Source organism: Pseudomonas sp. JY-Q, from assembly GCF_001655295.1.
Classification (GTDB): domain Bacteria; phylum Pseudomonadota; class Gammaproteobacteria; order Pseudomonadales; family Pseudomonadaceae; genus Aquipseudomonas; species Aquipseudomonas alloputida.
In genome coordinates this window covers 2,485,162-2,499,629 of record NZ_CP011525.1, presented here as the reverse complement: position 1 = coordinate 2,499,629, position 14,468 = coordinate 2,485,162, and the positions used below count along the sequence as shown (strand labels likewise).

The 14,468-nt window shown below is 63.2% G+C and carries 14 protein-coding genes and 1 pseudogene; 6 read left to right on the top strand and 9 right to left on the bottom strand.

The window, feature by feature from the left end; all coding sequences use genetic code 11:
• Nucleotides 1-129 precede the first annotated feature (129 nt).
• The 4 genes from AA098_RS11430 to AA098_RS11415 form a co-directional block, all read right to left on the bottom strand.
• On the bottom strand, nt 130-1,074 hold the full coding sequence (locus AA098_RS11430) for a LysR family transcriptional regulator (RefSeq protein ID WP_003250783.1): 945 nt from the start codon (nt 1,072-1,074) through the stop codon (nt 130-132).
• Nucleotides 1,075-1,211: 137 nt separating this feature from the next.
• Nucleotides 1,212-1,925 carry a YebC/PmpR family DNA-binding transcriptional regulator gene (locus tag AA098_RS11425; protein WP_004575404.1) on the bottom strand — a complete coding sequence of 238 codons (714 nt, stop codon included), beginning with the start codon at nt 1,923-1,925 and terminating at the stop codon, nt 1,212-1,214.
• Between the two features lie 97 nt (nt 1,926-2,022).
• On the bottom strand, nt 2,023-3,414 hold the full coding sequence (locus AA098_RS11420) for an FAD-dependent oxidoreductase (protein ID WP_060544797.1): 1,392 nt from the start codon (nt 3,412-3,414) through the stop codon (nt 2,023-2,025).
• Between the two features lie 14 nt (nt 3,415-3,428).
• Nucleotides 3,429-4,745: an MFS transporter gene (locus AA098_RS11415; RefSeq protein WP_019751922.1), complete on the bottom strand. Its 1,317-nt coding sequence runs from the start codon at nt 4,743-4,745 to the stop codon at nt 3,429-3,431.
• A 243-nt stretch (nt 4,746-4,988) separates the two neighbouring features.
• On the opposite strand from AA098_RS11415, the gene AA098_RS11410 reads away from it, so the two are divergent.
• Together AA098_RS11410 and AA098_RS11405 are read left to right on the top strand one after the other, a co-directional pair.
• Nucleotides 4,989-5,858 carry a LysR substrate-binding domain-containing protein gene (locus AA098_RS11410; protein ID WP_003250776.1) on the top strand — a complete coding sequence of 290 codons (870 nt, stop codon included), beginning with the start codon at nt 4,989-4,991 and terminating at the stop codon, nt 5,856-5,858.
• Between the two features lie 57 nt (nt 5,859-5,915).
• Nucleotides 5,916-6,287: a DUF2784 domain-containing protein gene (locus AA098_RS11405; protein ID WP_003250774.1), complete on the top strand. Its 372-nt coding sequence runs from the start codon at nt 5,916-5,918 to the stop codon at nt 6,285-6,287.
• On the opposite strand, the gene tam is transcribed toward AA098_RS11405, so the two are convergent.
• Complete coding sequence (tam, locus tag AA098_RS11400; RefSeq protein ID WP_003250773.1) at nt 6,277-7,053, bottom strand: trans-aconitate 2-methyltransferase; 777 nt, start codon at nt 7,051-7,053, stop codon at nt 6,277-6,279. The genes AA098_RS11405 and tam overlap by 11 nt on opposite strands.
• 114 nt (nt 7,054-7,167) lie before the next feature.
• On the opposite strand from tam, the gene AA098_RS11395 reads away from it, so the two are divergent.
• On the top strand, nt 7,168-7,347 hold the full coding sequence (locus tag AA098_RS11395; RefSeq protein ID WP_003250772.1) for a hypothetical protein: 180 nt from the start codon (nt 7,168-7,170) through the stop codon (nt 7,345-7,347).
• A gap of 3 nt (nt 7,348-7,350) precedes the next feature.
• Here AA098_RS11395 and AA098_RS11390 read toward each other — a convergent pair whose 3' ends face one another.
• Nucleotides 7,351-8,763 (bottom strand): amino acid permease, encoded by a 1,413-nt coding sequence (locus AA098_RS11390; protein ID WP_004575400.1) that lies wholly within the window; start codon nt 8,761-8,763, stop codon nt 7,351-7,353.
• Nucleotides 8,764-9,088: 325 nt separating this feature from the next.
• On the opposite strand from AA098_RS11390, the gene AA098_RS11385 reads away from it, so the two are divergent.
• Both AA098_RS11385 and AA098_RS11380 read left to right on the top strand, forming a co-directional pair.
• Entirely contained in the window at nt 9,089-10,513 is a 1,425-nt protein-coding gene (locus tag AA098_RS11385; protein ID WP_003250769.1) for a PLP-dependent aminotransferase family protein, read from the top strand.
• A gap of 774 nt (nt 10,514-11,287) precedes the next feature.
• Nucleotides 11,288-11,563, top strand: coding sequence for a hypothetical protein (locus AA098_RS11380; protein ID WP_003250767.1), 276 nt, complete (start codon nt 11,288-11,290; stop codon nt 11,561-11,563).
• Between the two features lie 8 nt (nt 11,564-11,571).
• On the opposite strand, the pseudogene AA098_RS11375 reads toward AA098_RS11380, so the two are convergent.
• Nucleotides 11,572-11,814 (bottom strand): annotated as a pseudogene (locus AA098_RS11375) (Zn-dependent hydrolase); the annotation flags it as partial.
• Between the two features lie 93 nt (nt 11,815-11,907).
• On the opposite strand from AA098_RS11375, the gene AA098_RS11370 reads away from it, so the two are divergent.
• Nucleotides 11,908-12,462 (top strand): WYL domain-containing protein, encoded by a 555-nt coding sequence (locus tag AA098_RS11370; RefSeq protein WP_064614227.1) that lies wholly within the window; start codon nt 11,908-11,910, stop codon nt 12,460-12,462.
• Between the two features lie 11 nt (nt 12,463-12,473).
• Here AA098_RS11370 and AA098_RS11365 read toward each other — a convergent pair whose 3' ends face one another.
• Nucleotides 12,474-13,250 (bottom strand): SDR family oxidoreductase, encoded by a 777-nt coding sequence (locus AA098_RS11365; protein ID WP_064614226.1) that lies wholly within the window; start codon nt 13,248-13,250, stop codon nt 12,474-12,476.
• A gap of 167 nt (nt 13,251-13,417) precedes the next feature.
• Nucleotides 13,418-14,344, bottom strand: a complete 927-nt coding sequence (locus tag AA098_RS11360; protein WP_003250758.1) for a LysR family transcriptional regulator — start codon at nt 14,342-14,344, stop codon at nt 13,418-13,420.
• Nucleotides 14,345-14,468: the final 124 nt, after the last annotated feature.

The window sequence follows — 14,468 nt, the reverse complement described above, 5'->3', positions numbered from 1 at the left end:
CCATTGCCTGTGCTGGCCCTTTCGCGGGTAAACCCGCGCCTACAGCCGCGAAGAAGCCGCACAATCAACACAATGCCCCAGTCTAGGCACCTATCCCCAACCGAATAACCCCCGCTTCACGCATAGCTGCTATGGCAAACCCGCATGCCCACCCTGCACCCCGAACTGCGACTGACGCCACAGCTCGAACACCCGGTTGCGCAACCAGCGGTGCTCGGCCGAAGCCTGCAGGCGCTGGTGCCACACCACCCAATAGCGCTGGCTGTGGTCAATGAAGCCCAGTGGCCGCCAGGCCAGGTGATGTAAACGGCACAACTGCCGGGCAATATGCTCGGGGACCGTGGCCACTGCCTGACTGTTGGCAATCACTTGTACCGTGGCGCAGAAGAACGGCACTTCCAGGCTGACCCGCCGCTGCAGGCCCTGTGCACGCAAGTGCCGGTCGATGAAGCTGTCCTTGTCGCCACCGCCCGAAATGCGCACATGCTTGTACGCCAGGTAGTCGGCCTGGCTGAGCGCGGCCTGCGCGGCCAACGGATGATCCTGGCGCATCAGGCATACCGCGCGGTCCTCACCCAACAGCCGTCCGTGCAGGTTGGGCGGCGACTCGTCGAACAAGGTGGTCGCCAGGTCGATTTCTCCGCTGGCCAGCAAGGCGTATTGGCCGGCCTGCCAGGTGCGGTACTCCAGCGACACACCTGGCGCTTCGCGCTCCAGCGCCGCCACCAGCAGCGGCAGCATGTGCTCGGCCACATAGTCCGAAGCGGCCAGGCAGAACCGCCGCTCGCAACGCGCCGGGTCGAAGATGGCGGGCTGGCGCAGCGCGTGCAGTTCTTCGAGCACCTGGCGCAAAGGCTCGACCAGGGCTTCGGCGTGTTCGCTAAGCACGTAACCACGCCCTTGGCGCACCAGCAATGGATCATCGAAGGCTTCGCGCAGGTGGGCCAACTGGCGGCTCAGGGCCGATTGGCTGACACCCAGGCGCTCGGCTGCGTGGCTGAGGTTTTTAAGCTGCAACAGGTGGTCGAGGGTACGCAGGTGGGCGAGGCTGAGGGAGGCGAAGGTGGGGTTCATGCAGGCTCCCTGCGGTGGAATTCAAAAGCCTATTCGCGGGCAAGCCCGCTCTCACAGGGTTCTCACATCGTTCAGCATCGTGAAAAACCTGTGGGAGCGGGCTTGCCCGCGAACAGGCCGCAACGCGGCCCCGACGATTACTCGGTCAGGCCAACATAGACGTTCTGCACGTCATCGTGCTCGTCGATCGCCTCGAGGAACGCTTCGACCTCGGCCAACGCTTCAGCACTCAGGCTGGCCGCGCTTACCGGGTTTTTAGGGGTGTAGCCGATTTTTGCTGCGGTCACGGTGAAACCATGCTCTGGCAGGGCCTTCTGCACCGCGTCCAGGTCGGTGGTGTCGGTGATGAACAGGGTCGAGCCCTCTTCTTCACCTTCCTCGAAGTCCTGGGCACCGGCTTCGATCGCGGCCATTTCCGGATCAGCGTCAGCGCTCGCAGGCGTGGCTTCGATCAGGCCTACATGGTTGAAGTCCCACGCTACCGAACCGCTGGCACCCAGCTGGCCCTTGCGGAACAGCACGCGGATCTGCGCGACGGTGCGGTTGATGTTGTCGGTCAGGCACTCGACGATCAGCGGTACCTGGTGCGGTGCGAAACCTTCATAGCTCACCGCATGGTATTGCACGGCATCACCGTCCAGGCCAGCGCCCTTGCGGATTGCCCGATCCAGGGTCTCGCGGGTCATCGAAGCTTTCTTGGCTTGCACGATGGCCAGGCGCAGGCGCGGGTTCATGTCGGGATCGGCACCCGACTTGGCCGCGATCTGGATTTCCTTGGACAGCTTGCCCATGATCTTGCCTTTGGCATTGGCCGCTGTTTCTCTATGTTTGGCTTTCCACTGTGCGCCCATGTCGACTCTCTTGTTTCAGCGGCCGGTTCAGGAAGCGACCGGCCAAAAGTGGGTGCATTTTATACGCCCTCGAGCATGGGATCGACAAGAAATCTCATCAGCCTTTATCGGCCTTGCCCGCCGCTGCGGCAAACCGCGCCAACCGCACGTCCAGCCTTCGCGGGCGCACACCACGATCTTCGGCCTGCTCCTTGCGGCGGATGGCATTGCGCACCATCAGCGAGCCCAGGTAGCGGATCGGCTCGGGCGGGAACAACCCCAGCGGCCCTTTGACCAGCGGCGACCGGGTCCACGGGTTGTCCAGCCCCAGCGCCAGCGACGAAAGAATCTGCCCGCCCATGTGGCACGGGCCAACACCGCTGCCGGAGTAACCAAAGCCATAGAACACGTTGCCCTGCCCGTCCAACCGACCAAAGAACGGCAGGCCGGTTACCGAGCGATCCGACGGCCCGTTCCAGCTGGCCGCCAGTGGCACCTCGGCCAAGGCCGGGAAAAAGCCGCCAAGGCTTTCGCGCAGCAACCGCCGATACGGCGACGGCTGGTCGAACACCGGCAACATGCGCCCGCCATAGGCAAACGTGTTGCCGCCCTTGCCGAGCATCAGCCGGCCATCGGAGGTGTTGTGGTAGTAGTGCACGAAAATACGCGAGTCGAGCACGCTGATGCCGCTGTCCAGGCCGATCTGGCGCAGCAGCTCGGGGCACGGTTCGGTAATGACCATGTCGCTGGAAACGATCGCCACACTGCGCTCGAACTGCGGGAAGACGCGCGCCATCCAGGCATTGAGGCCCAGCACGACACGGTCGGCGCGCAGCGTGCCGTGGGCCGTGCGTACCTGCACCGGGGCGCCGTGTTCCAGGCCGGTCATGGCGGTGCCTTCGTAGAGGCGCACGCCGCGCTGCAAGGCCACGCGGCGCAGGCCGCGCACCAGTTTGCCAGGCTGCACGGTGGCGGCGGCCGGCGAGAACCAGCCCTCCAGGTGCCGTCCCGAACCGGCCAGGCGCTGCACCTGCTCCAGCGGCAAGCGGCGGAACGAGTTGATGCCCTTGTGCTCCAACGCGGCGATCACCGCGTCGGTGGCACCGACCTGCGCTGCGTTGGTGGCCGTGTACAGCGTGCCGTCCAGGCGGTAGTCGCAGTCGATGCCATTGGCCGCGCAGAACACACCGATGTCTGCGATGCTGCGCTCCGACTCGCGCACCAGCCGCACCGCCTCCGCCGCCCCGAACAGGCGTTCGAGGGTGAAGTACTTGGCCGACCAGGACAACGCACACCCCCCATTGCGGCCGCTGGCACCGGCACCACAGATGTCGGCCTCGATCAGCACCACATCCAGGGCCGGTACCGCTTCCTTGAGCATCAGTGCCGTCCACAGGCCGGTGTAGCCGCCGCCGACAATGCACACATCGCAACGGGTATCGCCTTGCAGCGGCGGGCATACCGCCTCCTGCGCCGAATCCAGGGCCTGTTGCAGCCAGAAGGGTCTCATTCGCTCGCTTTCCTTTAAGTACGCAGTGGCTTGATTGCCATGCTGGTGTTCGGTGCCACGTCGGTGCCTTGCGCGCTGCTGGCCGGGCGGCTGTTCCAGTGCGGCAGCAACACCAGCGCCGAGAACAGCGCACAGCCCGCGAACACGATGAACACCGTGACGCCGTCGAAGTAACCCGGCAGCAGCCCACCCAGCACCGCGCCCACCGAGCCACAGCCGTTGACGAAACCTGCTGCGGTGGCGCCGGCCTTGGCGGTGCCGAAGTCGATGGCTGCAGCGCCGCTGATCATCGAGTCCGGCCCGTACAGGGTCAGGCCCATGACGAACAGCAGCGCCACCACCAGCAGCACGCTGCCGGTGTGCATGGCCGCCATGAACGCCGCCAGTGTCACGGTCAGCAGCACCAGGCTGATCACGCAGGCCGGCATGCGCCGGGCGCCAAACAGTTTGTCGGAGGCCAGGCCGATCATGATCGGGCCAAGCAGCCCGGCCAGTTCGAAAGCAGTCGGGATGATTGCCGCGCCCACTTTGCCCACCGAGGGCATCTGCTCGAAGACGATTACAGGGCCCCACAGCAAGATGGCGTAGCGCGCCGGCTTCAGCAGGAAATACGCCAGGCCCAGGGTCAACACCGTGCGGTTGCGCAAGATTTCCCGCAGGGGTGCCCACACGCTGCACAGGTTGTCGGCCGGGGCCATGCTTTGCGGCTCGGGCTCAACCGCCGGCAAGCCGACGTCCTCGGGTTTGTTGCGCTGCAGGAAGAAGAACAGCACCGCCACCAGCGCCACCACGACCGCGCTGGAGAAGAACGCCGCATGCCAGGTGCCCACCAGGGTGTAGGCCCACCAGCCCGCGAACGGCGACGCCACCAGGCCGCCGAAGGCATAGCAGGAACTCCACAGGCCCAGCACCCGCCCGCGCTGCGAAGCCGGGAAGAAGCTGCCGATGTTCTTGCACAAGCCGGCCCAGCCGGTGGATTGCGCCAGGCCCTGTACCAGCATGCAGGTGGCGAAGATCGGGAAGGTTGCGTAACTGCCCATCACCACTGCCGCCGCCGCAGAAATCAGCAACCCGCCCAGCACGACCACGCGCGGGCCGAAGCGGTCGGCAAGCATGCCCCAGGTGAATTGGCCCACGGCATAGGCGGCCAGGTAGATGGCGTCCAGGTTGGCCATGGCGGCCTTGTCGAGCATGAAGCCTGGGTCTTCGGCGATGCCCAGTTTGGCCACCGAGAAGGCTTTGCGGGTGAAGTAGAAGGCGGCGTAAGCCAGCCAGGTGATGGCGAAAATCTGGATGCGCCAGCGTTTGAACGCGGCTAGGGATTGATTCATGTAAGTCTGACCTCTTGCTCAAGTGTGCCGGCAGAATGTGAAGAAACGCCTGTCTTGTTCTTGTGTTACGCACAGCGATGACGAGACTGTCATCGGGTCAGGTGGCGCCGTGTGAGCGCCATGGCCCTGGCGGCACTCGTGGTGCCAGCGTCGGGCTGAAATCCATGGAAACAGTTGCTGTAAGATAAATAAAATCGATTTATCGTATTACACACATAAGCCCAGCTTGTTACTGAGGTCGTCATGTCGGTTTCCCACGCTCAACTCAAGGCTTTCCACGCGGTGGCCGTACACGGCAGCTTTACCCGCGCCGCTGAAAGGCTGTTTCTTACCCAGCCTGCGGTGTCCGATCAGGTGCGCAAACTGGAGGAGCGCTTCGGCGTATTGCTGTTCCACCGCAACAAACGCTCGGTGCAGCTCACCGACCTTGGCGAGCGGCTGCTGGGCATCAGCCAACGCCTGTTCGCCTGCGAGGCCGAGGCACAAGAGCTGCTGCACGACTCGCGTGCGCTGCACACCGGCAGCCTGGTGCTGGCAGTGGATGCGCCGGTGCACGTGCTGCCGCAGATCGCCCGCTTCTGCCAGCGTTATCCGGGTATCCAGGTGAAGATCGAAACCGGCAATACCGACGAATCGCTGGCGCGGCTGTTCAGCTATCAGGCCGACCTGGCCCTGCTGGGGCGGGATGTCGACGATGAGCGCCTGCATTGCCTGCCGCTGCGTCGTGACCCGATGGTGGCGTTCGTTTCCCACCACCACCCATGGGCCAGCCGTGGCTCGATCAGCCTGGCCGACCTGGACGACACGCCACTGGTGCTGCGCGAGCCCGGCTCGGTGACGCGGCAGACGCTGGAGGAAGAGATGCAACGTGCCGGCCTGCGGATACGCGCAGCGATCCAGGTGGAAGGCCGGGAAGCGGCGCGTGAAGCGGTGGTGGTAGGGATTGGTGTGGGCGTGGTGTCGGCGGCGGAGTTCGGTGCCGATGCGCGGGTGTGTGCGTTGCCGATCGTCGATTGCCAGCGGCATTTGACCGAGACCCTGGTGTGCCTGAGCGAGCAGCGTACGCGCCGGGTGGTGGCGACTTTCCTGCAGATGGTCGAGGAAGGGGTGTAGGCCAGATCAGGCAACCCGACTATGCTGGGATAACCCCAATCCCCGGGCGCCCACCCCATGCTCTACCGCCTTGCCGCCGACACCCTGGTGCTGCTGCACCTGGCCTTCATCCTGCTGGTGCTGTTCGGCGGGCTGCTGGTGCTGCGCTGGCGCCCTGCCCTGTTGCTGCACTTGCCGGCCCTGGCCTGGGGCCTGGCGGTGGAGTGCCTGCACCTGGGCTGCCCGCTGACCACCTGGGAAAACCGCATGCGCAATGCCGCCGGTGACGCCGGTTACCAGGGCAGCTTCGTCGAGCACTACGTCTGGCCACTGATCTACCCCGCCGGCCTGACCCCGCAGATCCAGCTGCTGCTGGGCACCCTCGTGCTGGCGCTGAACCTCGGCATCTACAGCTACGTGGCCTGGCGCTGGCGCCGCCCTAGCGGGTAGCGATCACGAACAACCGCGGGAAGGGCAACAGGACCTTGCCATCAGAGGCCGGCGGATAATCGCGCTGCATGGCCTGCAGGTACATCTGCAGGAAGTCGGCCTGCTCCTGCTCATCAAGCCTGGCCAGATAAGGCCGCAACGCCGAGCCCTTGAACCATTCCACTACCGCTTCGGCGCCCCCCATCAACGGGTGATGATAGGTGGTGCGCCACACATCCACCCGTGCGCACAGCGGGCTGAGCAAGTCGTAGTAGAACGCCGCGTTGTGCCGTGGCGGCAGCTGCAAGTCGGCGAACTTCGCCGCCCAGGGGCCTTGGCTTGCGATCTCGCGCAACTGCCGGTGGGCCGGCTCGTCGAGGTTGTCCGGGGTCTGCACGGCCAGGCTGGCGCCTTCGCTGAGCTGGCGCACCAGGTGCGGATACAGCAAGGCGTGGTCAGGTACCCATTGCAGCGAGGCATTGGCCAGGATCAGGTCCTGCGGCTCGGGGGCAGCCCAGCCGGCAATGTCGGCAATGACCGTGCGCACACGCGGGATGCACAGCCGCTTGCGCTCACGGGCCTTGTCGATCATGTCCGGGTCGCTGTCCAGCGCCGTCACCTGAGCATCGGGGTAACGTTGCAGCAGCACTTCGGTCGAGTTACCGGGGCCGCACCCCAGGTCGGTGGCGTGGCGCACCGGCCGTGGCGGGATGGCGGCAATCAGGTCGCGTACGGCGCGTGTGCGTTCGTCTTCGAACAGGGAATACTGGTTGGCAGACCAGGCCATGTGCGGCTCCTTTGGGCGGGCAATGTGCCTAGCATATGCCATCTGTCGCCCGGCGGGACGGTTGCGAACGGATTACCCCGGAACTGATCACCTCTGCTTGAAGTCAGTCCTTGCATGCGCACGCCCTTGAAGACCTACATCGCCCTCGCCATCCTGGCCCTGATCGCTGCGGCCGCCCTGCTCGGTTCACCGTGGATGAACCAGCGTTTCCACATGCCTGCAGAAAAAGCCCAGGCCCAACAACGCGAAACGGCCGGGTCCCCAAGGGAGCCGGCCGTTTCCAGACGCGAGTGACGCTTAGTGCTGCTTGCTACCAGAGCGGATCTGGTGCACCACACCCATCGCCACCACGACCGCCGCAGCGATACCGGTGGAAATGACCAGAATCTGGTAGTCAGGCATGAAGGCCATGGTGACCAGGGCAGCCACGATGAACGCGATCACCAGGTAGGTCAGCCACGGGAACAGCCACATCTTCAGGCGTACTTCCTTGCCCTCGGCAATCAGCTTGCGGCGCATGCGCAGCTGCGAGAAGGCGATGACCAGATACACCAGCAGGGCGATCATGCCGGTGGTGTTCATCAGGGTGTCCAGCACGTCTTTCGGGCGCAGGGTCTCGCTGAAGTTGATCAATGCACACACCACGGCCACGGCGCACGAGCCCATGATCGCGTACACCGGTACACCGGTACCGGCGCGGGTGATCTTGAAGAACGACGGCGCATCGCCACGCTGGGCCAGGGAGAACAGCATGCGCGAAGCGGTGTAGTGGCCCGAGATCAGGCAGCTGCTCACCGAAGTCAGCACCACGAAGTTCATCAGCAGCTCGGCATACGGCACGCCCAGCAGTTCCAGGGTACGGCGATAGGCGCCATAGCCAGAAACACCCAGGTGCGGGTCGTTCCACGGTACCAGGCAGACGATCAGGAAGATCGAGCCGACGTAGAACAGGCACACACGCCAGACCACCGAGTTGGTCGCCTTGACGATCTGCGCAGCCGGGTCTTTGGCTTCGGAAGCGGCGATGGTGACGATTTCGGCGCCGAGGAAGGCGAACATCACCCCGAGCAAGGCACCGATCACAGTGGTGATGCCATTGGGCATGAAGCCTTCGGCGGTGAGGTGGCTGATGCCACGCACTTCACCGAACTGCCAGATGTTCATCACGGCAGCGGTACACACGATCAGGAAGCAGACGATCGCAATCACCTTGATCAAGGCGAACCAGAACTCGAACTCACCGTAGTGCTTGACGTTGAAGAAGTTGACGGTGATCAGCAACAGGGTCGTGGCCAGCACGAACACGTTGACGCTGACGTCGGGGAAGAAACCATGCAGGATCTTGCCCGCCACATAAGCTTCCCAGGCCATGAGGATGACCCAGTACCACCAGTACAGCCAGCCGATGGTGAAACCGGCCCAACGGCCAATGGCGCGGTCGGCGTAGGTTGAGAACGAGCCGGTGTCAGGCGAGGAAGTCGCCATTTCACCCAGCATGCGCATGATCAGCACCACCAGGATGCCGCCTGCCAGGTAGGCCAGGACAGCGGCTGGGCCGGCACTGTGGATCACGCTGCCGGAACCGACGAACAAGGCGCCGCCAATAACCCCGGCGATCGACATCATCGTCAGGTGGCGCGACTTCAGCGAGGCACTGAGCTTGCTCTCGTGCCCGCTTTTCGCGGTGGTGGTTGTGGATGTTGCGTCCATCAGTTGTGTACCCCGTGCTTCTTTTTATCCAAGGAAAACTGTGAAACCCCGATGGCTGGCGATTTCACCTGTACATCAGTGCTAATGCGGGCAGGATGGTGTGAACTTACACACGCAGGCCTTCCATGGCGGCCTGCTGACGCGCCCCAGGGCGACTGCCTGAGGCGAACTGAACATGCTTTATGTGGCGATATCCGACACCTAATGTAAAAATGTCCGACGCAGAGAGCCATGCACAGTGGCATGAATCTCGCACTGCACTGTATAGGTCGCCCATGCAGTACACCCTGCAGACGCCAGGCGATACGCACCCTGAAGGCCCCGAATGTTCGAATTACATCCAGACTCCTCAACCCCGCTGGTCAACCAGATCATCGATGGGCTGCGCGAGCTGATCGACAACCAAACCCTCAAGCCAGGCGCCAAGGTCCCGTCGATCCGCGCCTTTGCCGCCAGCTATTCGGTGAGTACCTTCACCGTGGTCGAGGCCTACGACCGCCTGGTCGCCCAGGGGCTGCTGGTGAGCCGTGGCAATGCGGGGTTCTTCGTCAACCGTGCGGCGGGCGAACTGCTGGAGCAGCACAACACCGAGGCCGACACCAGTCGACCAACGTTCAACTCCGAGTGGTACCTGCAGCAGATTTTCGAAATCCGCCAGTTGCCGTACAAACCGGGGTGCGGCTGGCTGCCCAACGACTGGATGTACGAAGACGGCCTGCGCCGCGGCCTGCGCCAGGTGGCCGGCAGCCCGCTGGAGTTGTCGGGGTACGGCGACCCCATGGGCCTGATGGAGCTGCGTGCGCTGACCGCCCAGAACCTGCAACAAGAGCTGTCGATCGTCGCCAACCCAGCACAGCTGATGCTCACCCACGGCGCCAGCCAGGCCCTGGACCTGGCCGCACGCACACTGGTACGCCCGGGCGACGTAGTGCTGGTGGACGACCCCGGCTACCCCAACCTGATGAGCATTCTGCGTACCCAGGGCGCGACCTTGGTCGGCGTGCCGCGCACCCCGGCCGGCTACGACCTGAACCAGCTGGAACAGTTGCTGACACACCACCGCCCGACCGCGTTTTTCACCCAGCCACACCTACACAGCCCGACCTGCTCGCGCACCCCGCTGCCGCAGTTGCACCGCCTGCTGCAGCTTGCCAGCCAGCATGGCTTCCGCCTGGTGGAGAACAACCTGTACGCCGACATGGTCGCCGAGCCGCAGCCATGCCTGGCCAGCCTCGACCATCTGCAGCAGGTGGTGTACGTGGGCAGCTATTCCAAGAGCATTTCGCCCAACGTGCGGGTCGGCTACATGCTGGCCAACCCCGAGCTGATGCAAAAACTGCTGCACCTGAAGATGCGCTCAGGCCTGACCACCTCGCAGGTGATGGAGCGCGTGGTGTATGCGGCGATCATCGACGGGCGCTGGCGCAAGCACCTCAAGCGCCTGCGCCAGCGGCTGGCCGAGGCGCATCAGGAAGTTGGGCGGCATCTGCATCGATTGGGCTTCGAACTGTTCACCGAATCGGATGAAGGCATGTACATCTGGACCCGCCACCCGGCCATTCCCGACAGTGCCGCGTTGCTGGATGATGCGCTGGAGAAAGGCATCATGCTCGGCCCAGGGCAGTTGTTCATGGTCGACGCCAAGGCGACCGGGTGGATGCGGTTCAACGTGGCGTTCAGTACGGATCCGGCGATGTGGGAGTTGTTGGAGAAGGTCTTCGTCAAGCATGTGCGCCGGGGTGGGATGTAGTTCGCCACGACATCCGCACCGCCTGTGAGATCAAGCGCCGCCCGCGCGCCACGACATCTCACAGGCATTGAAGATGTTGTGGCCTGCACTTATTGGCTCCATCACCCCCTTCGCGCTTACTCCTCTCGCCCCAAATATTCCTGGCGCGTTAGAGCCTGTGACTACAAGGAGCAGGTGCAGGAAAGTGACTGGGGCAGGGAGCAGGTTTGAACTGTGTGATCAAAGAAGTTAAGAAGAAGTGTTGTGCCTCATGAGCCACCGAATTATAAAGACTGCATCTACTGCTTTTTCCCGCCAGAGTCAGGCCTACCGCCACTGTAGGTGGTTTTCAATTCTCCCTATCCCGGCGTGAGAATTATAGGGGCTTACAGCTGACGCCCCTACAACCTGGACAAAGCCGGGGGCCCAATCGAACGAATGGATTGGAGAGAGGCCCGGATCACAGCAGGCGGCGTCGAGTTAGTCAAATTACAAACAAGTCGACTTCTGCCGTCAGGCGCGAACAAAATGATGATAGATAGACTCGAAAAAATCTACAGCGCACACTACAAGCAACCGACATCGACAAGCGATTTTTCATACATGAAATAAGGGGGCTTGAGCACCTCCGCGCCCTTGGCATTGCTGATAAAATTCTACCAACTGATGGCGGCGAGACTTGGAACAATATTCACGCAGCCACTTTGGAAGACTATCAGCCTGGATCAGACGCCGAGCTATTATATACAGCGCAAGCGCTAGAAGCAGAGGTAATCCAGCTTGAGCGGGAAAACCATGGATACCATTCACGATGTAATTAAAAACGAATCTCCTACGGATGTAATTTTATTTTTCACCAGAGGCACTGGCATCTCCCACCCGCAACTAGACAGGTTGTACACCCAGAACAGTTGGATTTACCTAGGTGACTGCATTGGCCTCATCGAACTGATCAGAAAAATGACGAGCGACGGCTTGATTGAGCAAAAAGCCGGTGGATATGTGAAAGGTCCAAAATGGACGGCACCAAAATTCATGCTCGAAAATAAGTACACTTTCAATCAAAGTTGACAGCACACCAGCGGGCGTTGGCCGACGTACCCGGTGCGGTGCAGTTCGTCGGCGACACTGACGCCATCGGCATCGCGAATGGCCAGCGCCTCGGCCAGCGCGAGGCTGCCGGTGAACACCGCCGAGCCGAACAGGGCCGGGATGAAGCGCGCGCCCTCCTCGTTGGTCCATACGGCAATGTCCAGTGGCTTGCGGGTTTGGATGTCCAGGTCGCTCAGGCGCCGCACCACTTGACCGAGGCCTGATGCCACAACTTGGATCCCATCTTGTGACGAGGTATGCTAGGCAATAGCTAAACGCCACTACCCAGGCAGGCTTGATGCCTGCCTTCAAGGATGAGCCCTTTGCCCAGCCACCCGACCCGCCACACCATCGCCCGCCAGTGGCAACTGCTCAAGTTACTGCCCAGCCGCCACCCAGGCATGAGCTCCACCCAGTTGCAGGCTGCCCTGACAACCGTGGGCCATTCCACCAGCAAACGCACCGTCGAGCGCGACCTGGTGGAGCTCGCCGCACTGTTCCCGCTACAGTGCAACAGTAAAGGCATGCCTTATGGCTGGTACTGGCAACCGGGCTTGAGCCTGGGCGAAGCGCAGCAGCTGCAACCCGACGCACTTGCCCCCCCGACACACGTCGTACTGTATGCCTGGGTCGATGACGCGCTGGCCCGCCGCCTGGAGCAATCACCCCTGTCCGTCGATATGCAACTGACGCCCCAGGCTGGCGGCGGCGCCGCGCTGGTGGCCACCGTCGACGACAACCGCGCGCTGATGGGCTGGCTGCTGTCCCAGGCGGGGTCGATCCGCATCCAGGCGCCGCAGGCGCTGCGCGCGGCCATGATTGAACAATTGCGCCAGAGCCTGGCGCTGCATGAGGGCGAAGGCGGCTGCAAGCAATAGCGCCAACGGCGTCAGTAGGTTCCCGGATACGCCCCGCCATCGATCAGCAGGTTCTGCCCGGTGATGTACCCGGCATGCGCGCTGCACAGAAATGCGCAATACGCGCCAAACTCCGCGGCATCGCCAAAACGCGACGCCGGAATGGCCTTGCGCCGCGCCTGGGCAGTGACTTCCACATCACCACCCGCAGCCTTCAAGGTCTTTTGCAGGCGCGCCGTGTCGAACGCCCCAGGCAACAGGTTGTTGAGTGTCACATTGCAGCCCGCCAAACGCTGCTGCCGGGCCAGGCCGGCAATGAATCCAGTCAGGCCACTGCGGGCACCGTTGGATAAACTCAGCATGTCGATCGGTGCCTTCACCGCGCCGGAGGTGATATTCACCACCCGGCCAAAACCACGCTCGGCCATGCCATCGACCACCGCCTTGATCAGCTCGATGGGCGTGAGCATGTTGGCATCCAGCGCCTTAAGCCAGTCATCACGCCCCCAATCACGGAAGTCCCCCGGTGGCGGGCCACCGGCGTTGTTGACCAGAATGTCGACCTGCGGGCAGGCCGCCAACAGCGCCTGGCGCACCTTGGGATCGGCAACATCCCCTGCCACGGTATGGACCTCGATGCCCGGGCAGGCCCTGCGCAACTCGCTGGCGGTCTGCTCCAGGGTGGCTTGGGTACGGGCATTGATGACCAGGTTGACGCCTTCTTTGCCCAACGCTTCGGCGCAGCCTTTGCCAAGGCCTTGACTGGCCGCGCAGACGATGGCCCAGCGGCCGGTGATGCCTAGATCCATTGGTTTACTCCTTGATGCAATCAGGGTGACAGGGTGACTGACAGGCGCTGCCGGGGCAATCTAGAGGACAGGACAGGGCCACCGATAATGAAAAGAACTGATCCACCGATAACCGCCGCTTATCCCTGCCAGCGCTTCGGCAACGGACTGGAAATCAATGGGGACCGTCACACTTCACCCGCCGTCAGTTCCTCCACCAGCAATCGTGCCGCAGGCGATAACGGCGCCGCGACCCGGTGCACGATGCCGAACGGCTCGCTCAGCGCCCGTAGCGGCACCGCCAGCGACACCAGCAACCCGCGCTGCTCGGCAAAGGCCGCCACTGCACGGGGAATGACCGCCACCAATGTCGGGTCATCTTCAAGCAGCATGAAGGTGGCGAAGGTGGAGAAGGTCTCCAGCGGATAACGCGACACCGCCACCCCAGCCTCGCTCAACTCGCGTTCCAGCGCTTGGCGCATGGGCATGTTGGCCGGATAAACCACCCAGCGATAATGGCTAAGGTCGCTGATCTTGAGTGCCGCCGCCCCGGCCAGCGGATGCTGCGGATGCGCGACCACCGCCAGCGGCTCCTGGGCCAGTTCGACAAAGCCATATTCCGCCGCGTTGCGGCCCAGCCCTGGTCGGCAGATGGCCAGGTCCAGGCGCCCTTCGTCCAGCTGGGCGAGCAGGTTGGCGCTGGTATTCTCGGCAATTTCCACTGCCAGTTGCGGCTGTTTGCGGCGCAAGCGCCCGAGGGCGCTGACCAGTGTGGGCATCGCCCCCATGATACTGCCCACCGCCAGCCGCCCGCCCTGGCCTTGGACGATGCCCAACACCTCTTCGCGCAGATGCCCCAGGTCGCTGTGGATCAGCCGCGCGTAGCGCACCACGCAGCGGCCCACCTCGTTGGCAACCAGGCCGCTGGGCATTCGCTGGAACAACGGTACGCCCAGCACCTCCTCGACCTCGCGCAGGGCCTTGGTGGCGCCGGGCTGGGAAATGGCCATGGCTTCAGCTGCCTTGTGCAGCGAGCCACAGCGGTCCAGCTCAATCAGCAAGCGCAACTGGCGCAGGCGCAGGCGAGAAAAAATGGCGTCCAGAGAAGGAATCATCAGGCAGGCTCGGCAGGGGTTTCGTCATGCCGAGCACTATAGAGGGTCGTCTGCGGGGGCGTGTTGCGTTTTCAGCAAATGACCCTTGATCGCAGAACGCATGCACGCATTTTTCTGCAGGCTG

Bases quoted from the DNA above. Each gene is read 5' to 3' on its own strand.
- AA098_RS11430 (WP_003250783.1), bottom strand. From the start codon at position 1,074: ATGAACCCCACCTTCGCCTCCCTCAGCCTCGCCCACCTGCGTACCCTC.
- AA098_RS11425 (WP_004575404.1), bottom strand. From the start codon at position 1,925: ATGGGCGCACAGTGGAAAGCCAAACATAGAGAAACAGCGGCCAATGCC.
- AA098_RS11420 (WP_060544797.1), bottom strand. From the start codon at position 3,414: ATGAGACCCTTCTGGCTGCAACAGGCCCTGGATTCGGCGCAGGAGGCG.
- AA098_RS11415 (WP_019751922.1), bottom strand. From the start codon at position 4,745: ATGAATCAATCCCTAGCCGCGTTCAAACGCTGGCGCATCCAGATTTTC.
- AA098_RS11410 (WP_003250776.1), top strand. From the start codon at position 4,989: ATGTCGGTTTCCCACGCTCAACTCAAGGCTTTCCACGCGGTGGCCGTA.
- AA098_RS11405 (WP_003250774.1), top strand. From the start codon at position 5,916: ATGCTCTACCGCCTTGCCGCCGACACCCTGGTGCTGCTGCACCTGGCC.
- tam (WP_003250773.1), bottom strand. From the start codon at position 7,053: ATGGCCTGGTCTGCCAACCAGTATTCCCTGTTCGAAGACGAACGCACA.
- AA098_RS11395 (WP_003250772.1), top strand. From the start codon at position 7,168: ATGCGCACGCCCTTGAAGACCTACATCGCCCTCGCCATCCTGGCCCTG.
- AA098_RS11390 (WP_004575400.1), bottom strand. From the start codon at position 8,763: ATGGACGCAACATCCACAACCACCACCGCGAAAAGCGGGCACGAGAGC.
- AA098_RS11385 (WP_003250769.1), top strand. From the start codon at position 9,089: ATGTTCGAATTACATCCAGACTCCTCAACCCCGCTGGTCAACCAGATC.
- AA098_RS11380 (WP_003250767.1), top strand. From the start codon at position 11,288: ATGGATACCATTCACGATGTAATTAAAAACGAATCTCCTACGGATGTA.
- AA098_RS11365 (WP_064614226.1), bottom strand. From the start codon at position 13,250: ATGGATCTAGGCATCACCGGCCGCTGGGCCATCGTCTGCGCGGCCAGT.
- AA098_RS11360 (WP_003250758.1), bottom strand. From the start codon at position 14,344: ATGATTCCTTCTCTGGACGCCATTTTTTCTCGCCTGCGCCTGCGCCAG.